This is a genomic window from Pseudomonas brassicacearum (assembly GCF_003732265.1).
In the GTDB taxonomy this organism is placed as follows: domain Bacteria; phylum Pseudomonadota; class Gammaproteobacteria; order Pseudomonadales; family Pseudomonadaceae; genus Aquipseudomonas; species Aquipseudomonas brassicacearum_D.
Genome location: NZ_MOBK01000005.1, coordinates 151,124 through 167,165, shown reverse-complemented (window position 1 = coordinate 167,165; position 16,042 = coordinate 151,124). Strand labels below are relative to the sequence as shown.

13 protein-coding genes are annotated in these 16,042 nt (G+C 61.5%); 7 read left to right on the top strand and 6 right to left on the bottom strand.

The features are described from left to right. Nucleotides 1-54 precede the first annotated feature (54 nt). Nucleotides 55-2,571, bottom strand: a complete 2,517-nt coding sequence (gene hrpB, locus BK660_RS11860) for an ATP-dependent helicase HrpB (RefSeq protein WP_123433449.1) — start codon at nucleotides 2,569-2,571, stop codon at nucleotides 55-57. A gap of 110 nt (nucleotides 2,572-2,681) precedes the next feature. On the opposite strand from hrpB, the gene BK660_RS11855 reads away from it, so the two are divergent. Next, on the top strand, nucleotides 2,682-3,101 hold the full coding sequence (locus BK660_RS11855) for a polyribonucleotide nucleotidyltransferase (RefSeq protein ID WP_123433448.1): 420 nt from the start codon (nucleotides 2,682-2,684) through the stop codon (nucleotides 3,099-3,101). Nucleotides 3,102-3,130: 29 nt separating this feature from the next. Then, nucleotides 3,131-4,036, top strand: a complete 906-nt coding sequence (locus BK660_RS11850; protein ID WP_123433447.1) for a cation diffusion facilitator family transporter — start codon at nucleotides 3,131-3,133, stop codon at nucleotides 4,034-4,036. On the opposite strand, the gene BK660_RS11845 is transcribed toward BK660_RS11850, so the two are convergent. Continuing rightward, nucleotides 4,021-5,100 (bottom strand): DUF6515 family protein, encoded by a 1,080-nt coding sequence (locus tag BK660_RS11845; RefSeq protein WP_123433446.1) that lies wholly within the window; start codon nucleotides 5,098-5,100, stop codon nucleotides 4,021-4,023. The genes BK660_RS11850 and BK660_RS11845 overlap by 16 nt on opposite strands. A gap of 435 nt (nucleotides 5,101-5,535) precedes the next feature. On the opposite strand from BK660_RS11845, the gene BK660_RS11840 reads away from it, so the two are divergent. Next, entirely contained in the window at nucleotides 5,536-6,015 is a 480-nt protein-coding gene (locus BK660_RS11840) for an Lrp/AsnC family transcriptional regulator (RefSeq protein WP_007894448.1), read from the top strand. A 217-nt stretch (nucleotides 6,016-6,232) separates the two neighbouring features. Then, entirely contained in the window at nucleotides 6,233-6,442 is a 210-nt protein-coding gene (locus tag BK660_RS11835) for a DUF2788 domain-containing protein (RefSeq protein WP_027924271.1), read from the top strand. On the opposite strand, the gene BK660_RS11830 is transcribed toward BK660_RS11835, so the two are convergent. From BK660_RS11830 to BK660_RS11815, 4 genes are all read right to left on the bottom strand, one after another. Then, complete coding sequence (locus BK660_RS11830; RefSeq protein WP_123433445.1) at nucleotides 6,437-7,078, bottom strand: pseudouridine synthase; 642 nt, start codon at nucleotides 7,076-7,078, stop codon at nucleotides 6,437-6,439. The genes BK660_RS11835 and BK660_RS11830 overlap by 6 nt on opposite strands. A gap of 70 nt (nucleotides 7,079-7,148) precedes the next feature. Continuing rightward, on the bottom strand, nucleotides 7,149-8,648 hold the full coding sequence (gene amn / locus BK660_RS11825; protein ID WP_185045067.1) for an AMP nucleosidase: 1,500 nt from the start codon (nucleotides 8,646-8,648) through the stop codon (nucleotides 7,149-7,151). A gap of 191 nt (nucleotides 8,649-8,839) precedes the next feature. Further along, nucleotides 8,840-10,489 (bottom strand): acyl-CoA dehydrogenase family protein, encoded by a 1,650-nt coding sequence (locus tag BK660_RS11820; protein WP_123433444.1) that lies wholly within the window; start codon nucleotides 10,487-10,489, stop codon nucleotides 8,840-8,842. A 74-nt stretch (nucleotides 10,490-10,563) separates the two neighbouring features. Then, nucleotides 10,564-12,948, bottom strand: a complete 2,385-nt coding sequence (locus BK660_RS11815) for a hybrid sensor histidine kinase/response regulator (RefSeq protein WP_123433443.1) — start codon at nucleotides 12,946-12,948, stop codon at nucleotides 10,564-10,566. Between the two features lie 326 nt (nucleotides 12,949-13,274). Between BK660_RS11815 and BK660_RS11810 the strand changes: the two genes are divergently transcribed. Genes BK660_RS11810 through hemL form a run of 3 tightly spaced genes read left to right on the top strand, consistent with a single transcriptional unit; the run spans nucleotide 13,275 to nucleotide 16,027 of the window. Next, entirely contained in the window at nucleotides 13,275-14,072 is a 798-nt protein-coding gene (locus BK660_RS11810; protein WP_123433442.1) for a hydroxymethylpyrimidine/phosphomethylpyrimidine kinase, read from the top strand. Nucleotides 14,073-14,104: 32 nt separating this feature from the next. After that, nucleotides 14,105-14,728, top strand: a complete 624-nt coding sequence (gene thiE, locus BK660_RS11805; RefSeq protein ID WP_123433441.1) for a thiamine phosphate synthase — start codon at nucleotides 14,105-14,107, stop codon at nucleotides 14,726-14,728. 15 nt (nucleotides 14,729-14,743) lie between these two features. Then, complete coding sequence (gene hemL, locus BK660_RS11800) at nucleotides 14,744-16,027, top strand: glutamate-1-semialdehyde 2,1-aminomutase (RefSeq protein WP_123433440.1); 1,284 nt, start codon at nucleotides 14,744-14,746, stop codon at nucleotides 16,025-16,027. Nucleotides 16,028-16,042: the final 15 nt, after the last annotated feature.

The window sequence follows — 16,042 nt, the reverse complement described above, 5'->3', positions numbered from 1 at the left end:
GCCCCCTCGCCACAGATAATCGCTTCACCACAGGATTGGTGTTTAGTCTCGGGGTCACTTGCGGGGTTTGATCCGCGCAGTCGCTTCGGCCACCAATGGATCATCCGGCCAGTAATGCTTCGGATACCGCCCCTTCAAATCCTTCTTCACCTCGGCGTAGGTGCTACGCCAGAAGTTCGCCAGGTCCTGGGTCACCTGCACCGGCCGCCGCGCCGGGGACAGCAAATGCAGCTTGACCACTTGCCGGCCACCGGCAATGCGCGGGGTCTCGGCGAGGCCAAACAGTTCCTGCAAACGCACCGCCAGAATCGGCGGTTGCTCGCTGTAATCCAGTCGAATCGATGACCCAGACGGCACGCTCAAATGATGCGGCGCCAGCTCATCGAGCCGTTGCGGCAACGGCCACGGCAGCAGGTTATGGACGATGCTCGACAGGTCCAGATTGGCGAAGTGACTGAGCCGCGAGACTTTGCCCAGGTACGGCATCAGCCAATGCTCAAGGCTTTTCAGCAGCGTGGCATCGCTGACATCCGGCCACTCACTTTCGCCCTTCCCGGCCATATCCAACTGACGCAACAAAGCCACCCGTGCCTGCCACTGACGCAGCTCCGGTGTCCACGGCAACAGCTCCAGACCTTTACGCCTGACCAGATTGACCAAGGCCTGGCTGCGCGCAGTTTCATCGAGACCGGTCAAGGGTTCGCGACTGAGGATCAGTTCACCCACCTTGCGCTGACGCTCGGCTCGCAACACGCCTTCGCGCTCGTCCCAATCCAGTTGATCGACGATGCGCACTTGCTCGGCGAGCACCGAGTCGAACAGCGCCGGATCGAAGTCCGCCGCCAGATAAATCCGTTCCTCCCGCTGGCCCTGACGACTGCCGAGATCGGCGATCACCAGCCACGCCTGCTTCATCAGGCTGTCAGCCTCGGCGAACAACGCGGCGCGGCCGTTGGCCAAGCGATATTCCGCGCCTCCGGCTCGACGCTGCTGGGCAACGCGATCGGGATAGGCCAACGCCAGCAGTGCGCCGAGCCAGCGTGGGTGATCCGGATCGCTGACCGGCTCTGAGGCTTTGCCGCGCAGATAACCGCGATACTGTCGCGCCAGTTGTCGGGCCCGTTGAACGCCACCCTGAGCACCGCGCGCGGCGCGTTCTTCGCCGGACAACAAGACCAATCGGCTGTGCAGATCGGCGCCAGCGCCGCGCAAGATATCCCGTTCACCGAGCAACGCCGCGACATCGCAGGCCATGTCAGCCAAGCCGAGCGCCTGGCCGCGCAACAACAAATGCGCAATACGCGGATGCGCCGGCAGTTCGGCCATGGCCTGACCGTGACGGGTTAGCGTTTCACCGTCCAATGCGCCCAATCGATCCAGCAAGTCCTGAGCCTGGGCATAAGCGGCGGCCGGAGGCACATCCAGCCAAACCAGCTGACCCGGCATCACGCCCCAGCGACCGAGTTGCAACGCCAGGCCGGCGAGGTCCGCCGAGAGAATTTCGGCACTGGCGTAGGCCGCCAGTTGCTCGTGCTGATCCTGCGACCACAAGCGATAACACACGCCCGGTTCCAAACGCCCTGCCCGGCCCGCGCGCTGCGTGGCGCTGGCCTTGGAGATTCGTTGGGTGTCGAGGCGAGTCATGCCGCTGCCGGGGTCGAAACGTGGCACCCGCGCCAACCCGGCATCGATCACCACGCGCACACCGTCGATGGTCAGGCTGGTCTCGGCGATGTTGGTCGCCAGCACCACTTTGCGCTTGCCGGCCGGCGCCGGATCAATCGCCGCGCGCTGGGCATTCAGGTCCAGCTCACCGTGCAGCGGGCACAGCAGCACCTGCGGGCTATCGCCCAACGCATCGGCCAGTTGCTGATGCACACGACGGATTTCCGCTTGTCCCGGCAGGAATACCAGGATGCTGCCGGTTTCATCGTTCAAGGCTTCGAGGATGGTCTGCACCAGACGCGGTTCGATGAATTCACCGGGCTGGAACGGCCGACCCCAGCGCATCGCCACGGGGTACATGCGGCCTTCGCTGCGCAGGATTGGCGCATCGTCGAGCAACCCGGCCAGGCGTTCGCCTTCCAGGGTTGCCGACATCAGCAGAATTTTCAGCGGTTGATCGTCGCGAAACAGCTCCCGGCCATTCAGGCTCAGGGCCAACGCCAGGTCGGCGTCGAGGCTGCGCTCGTGGAATTCATCGAAGATCAGGAGGCCAACGCCTTCCAGCGCCGGGTCGTCCTGCAAACGGCGGGTAAGGATGCCTTCGGTGACCACTTCAATACGGGTCTTGGGCCCGACTTTGCTGTCGAGACGAATGCGATAGCCGACCGTTTCGCCCACCTTCTCACCCAGTTCACTGGCCAGCCGCTCCGCCGCCGCCCGCGCTGCCAACCGGCGCGGTTCAAGCATCAGAATGGTCTGCCCGGCCAGCCAGGCCTCGTTGAGCAGGGCCAATGGAACACGGGTGGTCTTACCGGCGCCGGGTGGTGCTTCGAGCACGGCTTCGTGGCGTGTCGCCAAGGCTTCACGCAGCGCGGGTAAAACTTCATCAATCGGCAAAGAAATCATGCTGGCTCCCAAACAGAGCGGCGAGTATAACGGCGAACTGCCCGGCGTTTATCACGGTCCTAATTCATAACGGCTACGCTTCGTTTTCCAGATGACTCAGGAGATTTCATATGCGTGTTCCCTTTCGCCTGATTGGCGGTGTGTTGGTTGCAACCCTTCTGACCCAGGTGACCGCTTGCGGCTCGATTTTCTACCCCGATCGCCGTGGGCAAATCGACGGCAAGATCGACCCGGCCATCGCCGCGCTGGATGCCGTGGGCCTGTTGTTCTACATCATCCCGGGCCTGATCGCGTTTGCGGTCGACTTCGCTACCGGCGCGATTTACTTCGAGCCAGGCAAGACTGCTCAGGTCGATCCGGAAAAACTCAAGGAAGCGATCGGCGTCGACGGCAAGGTCGATAACCACAAGTTGCAGACTATTCTCGAAACTGAACTGGGCCGCAGCTTCCCGCTGGACGACCCACGCCTGATCCAGCACAAAGGCAGCACCCAGCAACTGGCCCTGCTCGGCCTGCAACCTGCCGCGTAATCGGTGCACCCAAAGGAAAAGCTGCCCCTATGACTTCCAGCTCCGAACACGCCCGCCTGCTGCGGCTGGCGACCCGTGCCTCGGTGGCGGTGGCGTGTACGCTGATCGTCGCCAAGGCCATCGCCTGGTGGTTGAGCGGCTCGGTGAGCATGCTCGCCGGGTTGACCGATTCGGCGCTCGACGGCGTCACGTCGCTGCTCAACTTGCTGGCGGTGCATTACGCCTTGCGCCCGGCCGATGACGACCATCGTTATGGGCATGGCAAGGCCGAGTCGCTGGCGGGTATGGCGCAGGCGTTGTTCATTGGCGGCAGTGCGGTGTTGATTACCATGCAGGCGATTGAGCGGCTGCAACACCCGGAACCGGTCGGCGCGCCGTGGATCAGCATCGGGGTGATTGTGTTTTCCCTGGTGCTGACGCTGGCGTTGCTGATCTTGCAACATCGCGTGGTCAAGGCCACCGGCTCCAATGCGGTACGCGCAGACTCGCTGCATTACCGCTCGGACCTGCTGCTCAATGGCAGCATTCTGGTGGCGCTGGTGCTGGCCGGGTTTGGCTGGCATCAGGTCGACCCGTGGTTCGGTCTGGGAATTGCCGCGTACATTCTCTGGAGCGCAATTCAGATCGCCCGGGAAAGCTTCACGGTGTTGATGGATGAAGAATTGCCGCCGGATGTCAGTCAGCACATGCTGGAACTGGCGTGCAGCGTGCCGGGTGTTCTGGGGGCGCATGATTTGCGCACGCGGATTTCCGGAAACCAGTGGTTCGTGCAACTGCACCTGGAATTGCCGGGGGATTTGACGCTGTCAGTCGCCCATGGCATCAGCGATCAAGCCGCCGATGCCATCCACGCCGCTTACCCGCGAGCCGAAGTGCTGGTGCACGCCGACCCGCAGGAAGTGGTGAAAGCCGCCAAGGCTCAAAACTTGACCTGATAACCGCGACTGCCCAGGCAGTTGCCCTGGGCCTGTCGGTAGGCTTGCACTACCGAAGGGTCGGGTTGGTACGTGTCGGCGCGTGGATCAAAACCGCTCTGCTGCACCGCGTATTGGTAGCACTCGTAACCGTCCTGACTGACCTGTTCAGGGGACTGCCCGTTGGCCGGGTACGCCTCGACGTCATAGCCGTTGCTGGACGATTGCGGCAGCGGTTGCCCCGGCGGTTCGACCACGACGTAATCCTGAGTGTTCTCTTGATAGGCGTAATACGAACCGGCAGCGAGGAACAGCAATGCCCCGCCAATCCACACTTCACGGGCGTAATCAGGCAAGTAATTGACACGAATCCCGCGCGGCGGCTGCACCACCACGTAACGCGGACCTTGCGGGCGATACCAGTAGCCGCCGGAATAGAAATAATCCCGACCGCCGTAAGGCACGCGGTAATCGCGATCCGGGAAGCGATCGATCACCTGACCGGGCCGATACTGCGGACCGGGTCCCCAACCGTTGCCGTGCCCATTCGGGCGACCGGCCCAGTAATGATCATTGGGCCGTGCGCCCATGCCGCCGGTTTGCCACTGCTGGTTGTATCCGTTGTTGCGCGGATTGTCCTGATAGTAACCACGCTGCGGTTGCTGGGTCTGGCGCACGGTATCGGGCCGGCCCTGGATCGGCAGGTCGTTGGCGGGTAATTGCGGAGGTGGTGGCGGCGAGCGAACCGGGTTGTTGTAGTCGTGCTGCGGCCGTGGCTGGTTCTGGTTCTGCCATTGACCGTTGTTTTGGTTCTGGCCATTGTTTTGATGACCGTCGCGTTCGAACTGGCGGCTGTTTTCGCCACGAATGATCTCGTTGTTCTGCGCACGCGGCTGATTATTCTGCTGATCGTTTGGCGGGCGTTGCTGATTGTTGCCATGCCCCTGACCGTTGCCCTGATGGCCATCCGGCCCATGCTGTCCGCCATCGTTTCCACGGTTTTGCTGATCATCGGCCAGCGATTGCGCAGCGACACCAACACACAGCAAACCAACACCGGCCAAACGCCAGATGCGCGACTTCATGCTTTTCCTCACTGCGGGTTAGGGCCTGTACGTAAGACTGGAAAAGCACAGGCCGGTTCTGCAACAGGTTATCAGTCGCGAAACTTATTTATTGAGGGCAGAACAGAAATCGCGGGCAAAAGAAAAGGGAGACCCGTCGGCCTCCCTTTGAGAACTTCGTCCGTGCTCGACGCTTATGACGTCGGCTCACCTCACGCCGTCTTCTGGACAGTGTGCAGCTCGGGGGCCGGCACATCCCCGGTGGGGGTGGCGGCCGCGACTGGCCTGATTGGGCGAGTCGCTGCGGACTGTTTGTCCGAGCAGTGATTCTGGTGATAAGAATAGGCCTGGGGCACCGGCAGAGGATTGCGAAGATTGCTCAAATAAACATCACTTGCGCAATTTTTAACCCTGGATAGATAATCCTCCGCAATAGTTACGACAAAGGCCTGATTGATGAGCAAACTCGACCGATACGACTTGAGCATTTTGGCGGAATTGCAGCGTGACGCGCGCATCTCCAACCAGGAACTGGCCGAACGCATTGGCCTGTCGCCCTCGCCATGCTCGCGCCGGGTCAAGCAACTGGAAGATGACGGCTACATCACCCGTCAGGTCGCCCTGCTCGATCGAAAAATGCTCGGCTTGAGCCTGACCGCCTACGTGCTGATCGGCATGGACCGACACACCCCCGAGCGGTTCGAGAACTTTGAAGCGGCGATTCGTACCTTGCCGCAGGTGCTGGAATGCAGCCTGGTGACGGGGATGGATGCGGATTATCAGTTGAAGGTGGTGGTGCCCGATATGGATCACTATCAGAAATTGCTGCTGGGGCACCTGACCCGGATTGAAGGGGTGACGAGTGTGCGGTCGAGCTTTGTGTTGAATCAGGTGCTCAATAGCACTGAGCTGCCGTTAACTCATTTGCGCAGCTGAAACCGCCTTCGCGAGCAAGCCCGCTCCCACATTTAACTTCTGGCGATCACAAATGCTGTGTTCACAGAGGATTCAGTGTGGGAGCGGGCTTGCTCGCGAAGGGGCCGGCACAGGCGACGAATGACTGCGACACACCGACGCAGGTCAATACTTCGCCAATCCCCCGTGGCGTATACTCGCCGCGCCCTTTTAGCCGCGCCTGCGCTGGAGATGTTCGATGGATCCTGCAGTATTTGAAGAGTGGATGATGACTGGCCTTGTCAGCATCCTGATCATTTTCATGGGTTTCATCGTCTGGGATCTGGCGAAGAAGTCCAAGGCCGGGCGCTTTGGCTCGATGATTCTGTTCTTTGTGCTGGGTCTGGGCGTGGCCGCGTTCGTGATCAAAAGCGTGGTGATCGGCCTGATCGAATCCGGCACGTTATAAACGCGCCGGCACTTCCTTCCACTGGCCCTGATCGAGCCCTTCGATCGTCCAGTCGCCGATTCTGACCCGCACCAGCCGCAACGTCGGCAAGCCGACCGCCGCCGTCATGCGCCGCACCTGACGGTTTCGCCCCTCGCGAATCACCAATTCCAGCCAACTCGTCGGTACGCTTTTGCGAAAGCGTACCGGCGGATTGCGTGGCCACAGCTGCGGTTCTTCAAGCTGCCGCGCCTCAGCCGGCAGCGTCATGCCGTCGTTCAGTTCAACGCCATCACGCAAACGCTGCAATTGTTCGGCACTCGGCTCGCCTTCCACCTGCACCCAATAGGTCTTGGCCAGTTTGTGTTTCGGGTCGGCGATCCGCGCCTGAAGCTGGCCATCGTTGGTCAGCAGCAGCAAGCCTTCGCTGTCGCGGTCCAGCCGTCCTGCCGGGTAGATTCCGGGAATCTCGATGTAATCCTTGAGCGTCGCCCGCCCTTCGCCGTCACTGAATTGGGTCAGCACGTCGAACGGTTTGTTGAACAGGATCAGCTTCGGTTCGGCCGGCGGCGCTTTGGCGACACGGCGCGGGGCTGAGGGGGATAACGCAGGCTTCGCGCCAGGGCGGCGAGAAACGGGACGTGGTGGACGAGGCATGGGGAAAAAACATCTAACGGTCAGGGCTGCTAATGCTAGTGCCCTGACCGCCAAATGACCATGACAACCGTTAGCGGAACGGCGGCTCGTCGAAGCTGCGCAGTTTGCGCGAGTGCAGCGAGTTGAGTTCGGTGCGCAACAGGTCCACCGCCTCGATGCCGATCTTCAAGTGCTGGCTGACCGCGCGCTCATAGAAGGCGTTGGCCGAGCCCGGCAGCTTGATTTCGCTGTGCAACGGCTTGTCCGAAACACATAGCAACGTGCCGTAAGGCACCCGCAAACGATAGCCCTGAGCGGCGATGGTGCCGCTTTCCATGTCCACGGCTACCGCGCGGGACAGGTTGATCAACGGACGCTCCTGCGCCCAACGCAGTTCCCAGTTACGGTCGTCATACGTCAGTACCGTACCGGTGCGCAGGCGTTTTTTCAGCTCGTCGCCTTTTTCGCCGGTGATGTTGGCCGCCGCTTGCTGCAACGCCATCTGCACTTCAGCCAGCGCCGGAATCGGAATGTTCGGCGGCACGACCCGGTCGAGAATCCCGTCGCGGCGCATGTATGCGTGCGCCAGCACGTAGTCGCCAATGGTCTGCGACTGACGCAGGCCGCCGCAGTGGCCGATCATTAGCCAGCAATGCGGACGCAGCACGGCCAAGTGGTCGGTGATGTTCTTGGCGTTGGACGGGCCGACGCCGATGTTCACCAGCGTCACGCCGTGGCCATCGCTGGCGATCAGGTGATAGGCCGGCATCTGATAACGGTGCCAGACCACACCCGCGGCAATGGCCGAAGCTTCGCCGTGGTCCATGCTTTTTTCGATGATGACGTTGCCCGGCAAGACCATGCGCACGAAACGCGGGTCGCTGCGCAGTTGCTCCAGGCCATGGACGATGAACTGGTCAACGTAGCGGTGGTAGTTGGTCAACAGGATCCACGGCTGCACATGACGCCAGTCACTGCCGGTGTAATGCACCAGTCGACGCAGGGAAAAGTCCACCCGCGCGGCGTCGAACAGCGCCAGCGGCAGCGGGTCGGTGTTTTCCCAATCGTACAAGCCATCGGCGATGCCATCGGTGGCGGCCGACAAATCGGTACTCGGGAACACCCGCGCCAGCACGGCAGCGGTCACGCCGGAGCCGGCCAGTTCATCGCCCTGCTCGACCACGTACGGATAAGGAATGTTCTGCTGGCTGACGCCGACTTCGACGGTCACGGTGAAGTCGTGCATCAATGGCACGAGCTGTTCCAGCAGGTATTTACGGAAAGCGGCGGGATGGGTGACGGTGACGCTGTAGGTCCCCGGCAGCTGAACCTTGGCGTAGGCACGCGTGGTCTGCGGGACTTCGCCCTGGCAGTGATAGGTCAGACGCAGTTCAGGATAACGAAACATCGCACGCTGTTCGGCGTCCGGCTCGACACGATCCTTGAGGTAACGCTTGAGCGCCTGGTTCAGCGCGGTGGTTGCACGATTGTGCAAGAGCGCAAGCCGGTCCACGGCTTGCTCGGCGGTTTGAACGACAATAAAAGCTTCGGTCACGATCAGCATCCTGTGTTCTGACTTGCAGACCTTCATCTTGCCTGCATCGTCGCTTCACGGGAACAGTGGCATGCTCAATCACAGTTCCTGAGCACACCACTGATCCAATGTGGGAGCGGGCTTGCTCGCGAAAGCGGACTATCAGCCGACATCCATGCTGAATGTTAAATCGCTTTCGCGAGCAAGCCCGCTCCCACAGGGGTTCTGTGTGGTTCATGCCACCGTGGTCAAAAACCTTGCGGGGTGGACCGGGTGACAATCGCCTCTACCTCCAGCCCACGCGGCAACGCGCCATACACCCGCCCCGCCGAACCGAGGCGGCTGGCGATGAACGCATCGCTGACAGCAGAGTTACCCGCCTCCAGCAACAGCTTGGCCTGAAGCCCCAACGCGATGTCTTCGGTCAATTGCCGCGCGCGGTATTGAATGTCGCTGGTGTCCTTGAACGCCGCCTGCAACTGACTGATGTGCACGGCCAGGCGTTTGTCACCATGACCATCACCCAGTTCGCTGAACAACACATCCAGCACACCCGGCTCCTTCGACAAGGCGCGCAACACATCCAGGCACTGCACGTTGCCGGAACCTTCCCACGTCGAATTGACCGGCGCCTCCCGATACAGGCGCGGCAGAATGCTTTCTTCGACATACCCGGCGCCGCCCATGCATTCGGCGGCTTCGTTGATCATCGCGGGCGCTCGTTTGCAGATCCAGTATTTGCCCACCGCCGTCACCAGACGGGCAAATTTCGCTTCATGGCTGTCGTCCAGATGATCCAGCGCCTTGCCCATGCGCAGGCTCAACGCGAGGGCGGCTTCGCTTTCCAGCGCAAGATCGGCGAGTACGTTTTGCATCAACGGCTGTTCGCTGAGCAGCTTGCCGCCGACGCTGCGGTGCGCGCAGTGATGGCTGGCCTGGGTCAGGGCCTGACGCATCAGCGCGCTGGAACCGACCATGCAATCGAAGCGGGTCATGGCGACCATCTCGATGATGGTCGGCACGCCCCGCCCTTCTTCGCCGATCATCCACGCCAATGCCCCACGGAACTCCACTTCACTGGAGGCGTTGGAACAGTTGCCGAGTTTGTTTTTCAGGCGCTGGATGTAGAACTGATTACGCGTGTCGTCGGGGCGATGGCGCGGCAGGAGGAAACAGGTCAAACCCTTGTCGGTCTGCGCCAGGGTCAGGAAGGCATCGCACATCGGTGCCGAGCAGAACCACTTGTGACCCACCAGTTCGTAAGCCTGGCCCGGGCCGCTGGCGCCGACCGGATAGGCCTTGGTGGTGTTGGCGCGCACATCGGTGCCGCCCTGCTTCTCGGTCATGGCCATGCCAATGGTCACACCAGCCTTGTGCGCCATGCCGACATTGCGCGGGTCGTATTCGGTAGAGAGGATTTTCGGCAGCCACTGCTCGGCCAGGTCCGGTTGCAGGCGCATCGCCGGGACGCTGGCGAAGGTCATGGTCAACGGGCAACCGCTGCCGGCTTCGGCCTGGCTGTGCAGATAACTCATGGACGCGCGAGCCACATGCGCACCGGACTGCGGATGCGCCCACGGCAACGACGTCAGCCCGTGCTCGACGGCGGTGCGCATCAATTGGTGATAGGCCGGGTGGAATTCCACCAGATCGATGCGATGGCCATAACGGTCATGGCTGACGAATACCGGTTTGTTCTGATTGGCCAGGAACCCGGCCTCCATCAGCGGCCCGCCGGCCAGTGCGCCATAGGCGTCGATCCGAGACTCGGCCCAACCGGCCCCGAACCGCCGCGACCACTCCTGCAGAGGCAGGTCGATGCGGTAGAGGTTGGTGCCGTCCAGCGACGGTGGCTGGTTGGTGACTTCGTGGGTTTCGGCGAACTGATGCAGGTTCATGACGGGGCTCCTTTGGGTCAGCCAAGGGATTCAGTTAAGCACTGCCCCGAGGCTGAACAAAGTGGCATATCCGCCTAACTGTCGGCGCTTTCGCCGTGTCTTGGGCACAACACCCGTCGATACAGTGCGGCCTGCAAGTCTTCGAATTTTACCGGTTTGTTCAGGTAATCGATCATGTCGCCGGTCGGGCAGCGTTCACGATCGACGCTGAGTGCGACCACAAACACCGGCAATTCGGCGCAACCCGGCAAATCGCGGATCTGGCAGCACAGAGAGAGGCCATCCAGAGGCGGCAGCTGGCAGTCGAGCAACACCGCGTCAAAGGTTTCACGCTGCAACTGATCGAGCGCGGCCACGCCGTTATCCGCGGAACGCACCCGAAACCCGAGCTTGAGCAACATGCCGCGCATCACCAATTGGTTGACGCTGTTATCGTCGACCAGCAACACGCTGCAATCCTGAGGCAAGCGCAAACGTGCAGGATCACCGCTCATCAACGGCACGGGCGGGCGTTCTACCACGGGCACTTCAAAGTCGACATCCAGCTGGAACCGGCTGCCACTGCCCGGCTCCGACCGGTGTGTCAGGCGCCCACCGAGCAATTCGACCAGTTGCCGACAAATCGCCAGGCCCACGCCCAGGCCGCCGTATTCGCGCGTCATCGAACCGTCGAGCTGGAAGAAACGCTGATACATCGTCGCCTCCCCCAGATCGGTGAAGCCGATGCCGGTGTCGATCACCGCAAACGACAACGACAGCCGACCGTTTTCCACCGGTTTGCCGGTCACCCGCAGCGCGAGACCGCCGACCCGGGTGAACTTGATCGCATTGTCCAGCAGGCATTCCAGGCACTGCGTCAGTTTGGTGCTGTCGCCATGCAAGCGGTCCGGCAGCCCCGACGTGACGTCGACTTTGAAGTCCAGCGACTTGCTCGAGGCATTGCCCTCGAACTGCGCCCGCAAGGCATCGACCACACCGCGCAAACTGAATGTCGCCGGGGTGGCCTTGAGCTTGCCGGCCTGCAACTCGGTCAGGGTCAGGATGCCGTTGACCATGCGCATCATGTCCCGCGCGGAACCGGCGGCGGTCTGCTGGTATTGCTCCAGTTCAGGGTCCATCTCGACGGTCTGCATCAACTCCAAAGAACCGATCACACCGTTCATGGGGGTGCGCAGTTCGTGGGTCAGGGTGGCGAGGAATTCGTCCTTGAGCTTGTTACTGTGGGCCAGTTGCTGGTTCAGCACTTCAAGCTTTTGCCCGGCATCCAACAGCGTTTGCGCCTGCTGCTCGCGCATGGCGTTGATGCGGTCGGCCAAGGCCAGCGACAGCAAGGCGACTTCGATCGCCGAGCCGATCTGGCTCGAATACATGGTCAGGAACACGTTGGGCAGGTAACCCAGGACCATCAGCGTGTTGACGATGCCGCCGAGCAAAAACGCCGACCAGGCAATGATGAAGTAACGCGCCACCCGCAGGCCGCGAAGCCAGGCGCACAGCCCGGCGGCGAAAATCACCACGGTGAAGGTCAAGGCCAACGCCGTGGCCAGGCGCAAGGCCAGGGCGTAACTGGCCATCAGTGACAGCCCGATCACCACCGCGCTGAATGCAATCAACGCCAGCAGCAAGCGATCGAGCCAGCGCCCGTAAGACCCGGTCTGCAAGAAGCTGCGGGCGAACTGGCTGCCGAACAGCCCGGCACAGCCGATGAAAAACGGCGTTGCCGCGTTGGCCCACCAGGGATTGTTCGGCCAGAAATACTCCACGGCCGCGCCGTTGACCGACAGCTGATACAGGCCGAACGAGGCAATGTAGAAGATGTAATAGAGGTAGCTGGTGTCACGCACGCTAAGGTAGATGAACAGGTTGTAGACCAGCATCCCCAGCAACACGCCGTAGATCAGTCCCAGCACATAGAGACGCACCGGTTGTTCTTCGAGGAACGCGGTGCTCGACCACAAGGTGACCGGCGCCTGAATCGAGCCTTCACTTTGCAGGCGCAAGTAGACGGTTTGCGCCTGGTCAGGGGTGAAATTCAAATCGAACAGGTAATTGTTCTGGCGGATCTCGCGAGTGGCGAACGGCAGGGCATCGCCGGTCTGCCGCACCAATTGGTAGTTGCCGGTAGCATCGGGCAAGTACAGATCAAGGTGATCGAGGGGCGGATAGGCCAATTCGAGCAACCAGGTGCGTTGCGCAGCGGGGTTGGTCGGGCGGTAATGCAGATCGATTTTCAGCCAGAACACCGAACGCGAGTATCCGGCATTGAGCGTGGCTTTGTCGTGGGGCTTGAAGTTTCCGGCCGCAGCCTGTGCACGAACATCAGCGATGGTCGCCTGACCACCCGCGTCTTCGTACACTTGCATGACTCGTCCCAGGGGAAGGCTCTGGGTGAATTCGTCGAACTCGACGGCGCTCGCCATGAGGGGCAAGCAAAGCAGCAACATCAGCAAATAGCGCATTTAAGCCCCAGCGTGGCCTGTCCGGTTATCTCAGGAAGCCCCTCATTCCCTTTGAGTAGACGTAAAACCGGCATTACCTGTTATTGGTTTGGATCCACTCTAGCATAGCCGTTGATGGCCATTGAACACCATTGAAAATTTTACTGTAGAGGCTCTAGTACGGGCGTTCCAGCGACAAATTTTGCGCAAAAACAGCTTGATTGGTCAGGTTGTATCAATGCATCGGCCGTTTTACTCATTCCTGTAGCAACCGGACGCAGGCTTCGCCAGCGGCTACAGGGTCCGTCTCATGACTCGCTGGTCGACTGGTGGTAAGCTCGCGCACCATGAATATCTACAGCTCTCGCCCCGTTGTCCTCTGTCTCTCCGGCCACGACCCAAGTGGTGGCGCCGGCTTGCAGGCAGATATCGAAGCCCTGCTCGCCCAGGGTTGTCATGCGGCCCCGGCCGTCACCGCCCTGACCGTGCAAGACACGGTCAACGTTACTGACTTTCGCGTCCTCGACCGTGAGTGGGTGTTGGCCCAGGCCAATGCCGTGCTCAACGACTCCGACATCGCCGCGGTCAAACTGGGCATGCTCGGTTCCCTGGAGATGGTCGACACCGTTGTCGAACTGCTCTCGGCGCACCCGCATTTGCCGGTGGTCTGCGACCCGGTGCTGCGCGCCGGCGGTGGCGGACGACTGGGCAAGGATGAAGTCGGCTACGCCATGCGCGAACGCCTGCTGCCCCTGTCCATCATTGCCACCCCTAACCTTCCCGAAGCGCGCATCCTCGCCGAACTGCCAGAAGGCACGGCCGACGAATGCGCCGAAAAACTGCTGCCGTTCGTCAAACATCTGCTGATCACCGGCGGCCATGGCGACGAACACGAAATCCACAACCGCCTCTACAGCCGCGACGGTCGCCGCGAAACCTTTACCTGCCAGCGCTTGCCCGGCAGCTATCACGGTTCCGGCTGCACACTGGCCAGTGCCTTGGCCGGTCGTCTGGCCCAGGGTGAAAACCTCACCAGCGCCGTACAGACCGCGCTTAACTACACATGGCGAACCCTGCGCGATGCGGAGCAGCTGGGCAAAGGCCAATTCGTGCCGCGCCGTCTGCCGCTGGATTTCTGTTCGTAACTTTTGATGCGTAAAGCGCCGAGGCTTGTCCGATGAAACTACGTGGCCTGTACGCCATTACCGATAGCCAGTTATTGGCCGGTAAATTTCTTTCGTACGTGGAGGCGGCGCTGGAAGGCGGCGTCACCTTGCTGCAATACCGCGACAAGAGCAGCGACGAGGCCCGGCGCCTGCGTGAGGCCGAGGCACTGCGTGACCTGTGTGAACGCTACAAGACTCAGCTGATCATCAACGACGATGCCGAGCTCGCTGCGCGCCTGAACGTCGGCGTGCACCTGGGCCAAACCGATGGTCCGCTGTCTCCTACCCGCGCACTGCTCGGCCCCAAGGCTATCATCGGATCGACCTGTCACGCGCAGCTCGAACTCGCCGAACAGGCTGCAAAGGAAGGCGCCAGCTACGTCGCCTTCGGCCGTTTCTTCAATTCCAACACCAAACCCGGCGCACCGACTTGCAGCCTCGAACTGCTTGACCAGGCCCGCAGCACACTGCACCTGCCGATCTGCGCGATTGGTGGCATCACCCTGGAAAACGCCTCGCCACTGGTAGCCCATGGGGTTGACCTGCTGGCGGTTGTCCACGGTCTGTTTGGCGCCGAGAGCCCGGCTGAAGTGACACGCCGCGCCCGCGCCTTTAACGAATTACTTAAAGTCTGATTTGAGAGCCCGACCATGTCTCGTTCCGAAACCCTGTTTGCCAATGCCCAGAAACACATTCCCGGTGGCGTGAACTCGCCAGTGCGCGCGTTCAAAAGCGTCGGCGGCACCCCGCTGTTTTTCAAACACGCTGAAGGCGCCTACGTCACCGACGAAGACGACAAGCGTTATGTGGATTACGTCGGTTCCTGGGGCCCGATGATCCTCGGCCACAGCCATCCGGACGTACTGGACGCGGTGCGTAAACAACTGGAACACGGTTTGTCCTACGGTGCCCCGACCGCGATGGAAACCGAGATGGCGGACCTGGTCTGCTCGATCGTGCCGTCGATGGAAATGGTGCGCATGGTCAGCTCCGGCACCGAAGCGACCATGAGCGCGATTCGTCTGGCCCGTGGTTTCACTGGCCGCGACAGCATCATCAAGTTCGAAGGCTGCTACCACGGTCACTCTGACAGCCTGCTGGTCAAGGCCGGGTCCGGCGCACTGACCCAAGGCGTACCGAGCTCGGCCGGCGTGCCGGCGGACTTCGCCAAACACACTCTGACCTTGCCGTTCAACGACATCGACGCGGTGGAAACCATGCTCGCCGAAGTCGGCCAGGACGTGGCGTGCATCATCGTCGAACCCGTGGCTGGCAACATGAACTGCGTACCGCCGGCGCCGGGTTTCCTCGAAGGCCTGCGGACCCTGTGCGACAAGCACGGTGTGGTGCTGATTTTCGACGAAGTGATGACCGGTTTCCGCGTCGCCCTCGGCGGTGCACAAGCGCACTTCGGCGTGACGCCGGACCTGAGCACCTTTGGCAAGATCATCGGCGGCGGCATGCCGGTCGGCTGCTTCGGCGGCAAACGCGAAATCATGTCGCACATCGCGCCGCTGGGCCCGGTGTACCAGGCTGGCACGTTGTCGGGTAACCCGCTGGCCATGGCCGCCGGCCTGACCACCCTGCGCCTGATCAGCCGTCCGGGCTTCCATGCCGAGCTGAGCGATTACACCAGTCGCCTGCTCGATGGCCTGCAACAACGCGCCGATGCGGCGGGTATTCCGTTCGTGACCACGCAGGCGGGCGGCATGTTCGGCCTGTACTTCAGTGGCGCCGACGACATCGTGACCTTCGATGACGTAATGGCCAGCGACGCGGCGCTGTTCGGCCGCTTCTTCCATCTGATGCTTGAAGGTGGCGTGTACCTAGCGCCGAGTGCTTTCGAAGCCGGCTTCACCTCGATCGCCCATGGCGAAGCCGAGTTGAAACTGACGCTGGACGCCGCTGAACGTGCATTCGCTGCATTGAAATAATCGCAGTGCCGCTGA